3 protein-coding genes and 1 tRNA gene are annotated in these 3,417 nt (G+C 55.4%); 3 read left to right on the forward strand and 1 reads right to left on the reverse strand.

The features are described from left to right. Nucleotides 1-430: serine aminopeptidase domain-containing protein (locus ACIQ20_RS16225; protein WP_395782148.1), on the forward strand; the 430-nt coding region annotated here is incomplete at its 5' end. 86 nt (nt 431-516) lie between these two features. After that, nucleotides 517-606 (forward strand) — tRNA-Ser (locus ACIQ20_RS16230). Between the two features lie 220 nt (nt 607-826). Here the strand turns inward: ACIQ20_RS16230 and ACIQ20_RS16235 are convergent. Beyond that, nucleotides 827-2,440, reverse strand: a complete 1,614-nt coding sequence (locus tag ACIQ20_RS16235; RefSeq protein WP_395782150.1) for a hypothetical protein — start codon at nt 2,438-2,440, stop codon at nt 827-829. 308 nt (nt 2,441-2,748) lie between these two features. On the opposite strand from ACIQ20_RS16235, the gene ACIQ20_RS16240 reads away from it, so the two are divergent. Continuing rightward, nucleotides 2,749-3,417, forward strand: a 669-nt coding sequence (locus tag ACIQ20_RS16240; protein WP_395782152.1) for a GSU2403 family nucleotidyltransferase fold protein, incomplete at its 3' end; no start/stop codon positions are given.

A 3,417-nucleotide genomic window follows, 5' to 3' on the forward strand; every position in this document is an offset into this window, starting at 1 on the left:
CTTGGTGGCGACCGGCAAGGGCAAAGACGTTGCGCCATCCCTGCCTACCACGTGGCAGCCTGAGGCGTTTGAAGCCAATCAAGTTACCCATGATCCAAAGCGCTTTGCCCGCAACAATGCCTTGATGTTAGAACAGCCTGCCTTGCAGATCGCAGGACCTACGAATGGCTGGTTGGTTGAAGCAATTAAGACGATGGCATCATTCACCCCCGCCCGTCTTTCCCAAATCAATGTCCCGATCTTGGTTGTTAGTGCCGAGGGCGAGACCATTGTGGATAATGCCGCCCATGTCCGCATCTGCGGTCAAGTTCCTCATGGGCAATTGCGGGTTGTCGCTGGCTCTAAACATGAGCTTTTGCACGAAGTGGACGCCATTCGGGCGGCATTCTGGGCCCATTTTGATGCATGGGCTGATCAAGTCCTAGCTTAAAGAGCCGAAAGATCAGCCAAGTACACTTGCGTATGCATTGATGGCTTGCTTAGTCTGCTATGATGTTTATACCCGCGCCTTCGAACGGGCAGGTGGCCGAGTGGTTGAAGGCGCACGCCTGGAACGCGTGTATGGGTGCAAGCCCATCGAGGGTTCGAATCCCTCTCTGTCCGCCAGTTCGACTGATTTTTTCTTATTTTTCAATAACTTAAAAATAAGGCCCCTCCGTACCCACACCGGTACCCACATTTTATTTTCAAACAAATTGCAGTTAGTGCCGCTTTGAGAGCGTTTTCGTCGTTCCGTTTCGAAGTGTTTCATACGCTAGCGAAAGTCCAGCAGGGACCGCTAACTTGACCTTAGTCGCAGTTTTGACATTCGTCCAAACAACAAATGTCATCGCCCGATCCCCGCACCCAGGACCTGCCCCAGAGCAAGCTCCGCTCCGGGTATCTCGCGAACGGCGATGACATTCACCCCCCGATCAATAACGGCATGGCGGCCAAGAGCGGTATCGATATGACCGAGGACTGTGCCCTCCGAGGCATTGGGTTGTACGCCGATGGCGCCGCGCTCAAGCCCCAATTGTTCGCGGGCAGCGGCTTGGAAGTCCTTGTCACGAAGCGCGTACCAGCTTTCAGCCTTGAATCCTATGCCACGGCCCTGTGCGGTGCCATGCCCTGCCTTGATCAGATGCTCTGCCCGCGCACGAAGTTCTGCCTCCATGGCCTCTGAGACAGGCTCTGGCGCATCTCTGCCGTTCGCCCGACGCGCCAGAATGACATCATGCGGGGTGAGGCGGTCGGTAGTTGGATCAAAGCGCCGCTCCAACTCTACAGCTCGTCGAGCTTCGACCTTGCGTTGGGACGAGGGTGCAGCTTCGCTTTCCTTAGACACGCTGTGCTCGGGCGCTCCTCGCTGACTGAATGCCGCAGAGCGCTCCCGGTCCCAATAGGAGCGGATCTCGTCCTTGCTGCGTTGGAGGGTATCAAGCCGCTGTTTCATATCTGGCGCAAAGGCGACACCAGCTTTTGAGCGTGTAACCAGCCCCATGCGTTCGAGATGAGTGACCCTCCCTCGTGCAACAGCTCCAAACGTATCGGTGCGGGTAAGTTCTTCTGATGCGAGTAGCCCGCTATTGGCTTCAGCAAGCTTGGTGAGCTTTCGGTCAATGTCGGTCCAATAGTTTGCCCGTGTACGCCCAAACAGCTGCTGCTCGGCCTCTGTGCGTGTCTTATCGCCAAGAAGGCTCTGCGCGTGGTTTTCTGCCCGCTGGCGGATACCTTGGCTGATTATCTCGCGGGGAATGATCAGGGTCGAGCCATTGGCTCTGATACCTCGGATTAGGACATGGGCATGAGGCTGATCGGTATCGTGATGATTGATGGCGACCCAGGTGAGGGCAGGCTCCTTGAGATCGCGACTAACCTCGCCCATGACATTACGGATGTAGCCTTGAAGATCTTCCATCTTATCGGCTTGCTCTGGACTAATGATCAGACGGAAGTGATGGCGATCATCGCCCCATGCCCGCGTGGCTTCCTTGACGGCCTCTGGGGCAAGCTCGCCAGCTGGTCCATAGAAGTGAGCTTCAGACCCATCAAAGCCTACACCTTCGCGAGCCAGATACTTCACATGTTGGACAATAGCCTTGCTGGGATTAGCAACAGCGCGTGGTCCTTTGTGGCGGGCAACAAAGGCCTTCACGACAACCCGCTGGGAAGCTCGCACGCTGATGGATCCAACACCACCCTTGCGCGCCGCTGGATCACTACTATCAATACCGCCACCAGCCGTCCCACCACTACCACGACCAAAGAGCTTTGCATGAACAAGCTTGCGAGCAAGGGATGCCCGTACAGAGCCGCCATCACCTTTGAGACGGGTTGGCAAGCGGGCCTGCGCCTCGGCCCCAGGGCTTGCGAGGCGCTGGCTCAAGCGCTCCTGAAGCGTGAAAACCGGCTCTGATCTGCTACCGCGATCACCCTGATCCTGATTGCCATATGCCATGGTCGGAACTCCCAGATGGCGGTCCACGAAGACCCAGAAACCAGCCATTGGCGCAGTAATTCATGGCAATTCATGAGGGGCAACCAGATTCACCTATTTTGCGAATAATATCAGTAGGATAAAGCAACGCAAAACCTCCTTTATCTTGCCTATCCCTCTCTCATATCTCCTCAGTTCCCCTTATGACCTCACTTGGAAACACAATGAAACTGTTAGAAACGCGAAACGATCTATGCAACGAAATATGCTAGATGCAGCCAATCATGAAGTATGTTGCACTACATAGAATAAGTTTGTAGTGTAACACTATGGCTGAAGTTCTTCCCCTCCAATTGATGACACTCTACCAAGAGCTCGTCGATACGCACTTGTCGCGTACGCCAAGCGCTGGCCCGACTGGTGCGCCATTCAAGCGAACAGTGCGGGGCAAGACTTATTGGTATGCCAGTGACCGAACCGGCAGCCATGTGGTTCAGCGATACATTGGCCCTGACAATGAGGAGACCAACGCGCGGTTGCCCGAGATTGAAGCACGTCGCGAAGTGACAGAAGCGTTCGAGAGGCGTTGCGGCGACATGGTTGCGCAATTGCGTGCAGCGCGACTGCCAACTCTTGACGCCGCTAGCGGCAGTTTGCTGGCTAGCCTTTCGGCTCAAGGCGTTTTTGATTTGGGTGGCACTTTGGTCGGGACTATGGCCTTTAGGCTTTATGATGCTGAGCTTGGAAGACGCATCACGCGCATTGAGCCTGCGCTGACACAAGACATCGACATTGCGAGCTATCAGAATTTATCGATCGCCCTGGCAGACGACGCGGCGCTAAGCTTGAAGGATTTACCAACGGCTCTCGCCAAGTTCGGATTAGAGGTTACGCCATCCATCGACCCCAAGGGCCGCAGCGGGCGCTGGCGGCGCAAGACCGGCGAGCCCGTGCTCGATTTTCTTGCTCCATCTTTTGAAGAAGACCAAGATCTCGTC

The sequence above is a fragment of the Aquidulcibacter sp. genome, assembly GCF_044346625.1.
GTDB lineage: Bacteria > Pseudomonadota > Alphaproteobacteria > Caulobacterales > Aquidulcibacteraceae > Aquidulcibacter.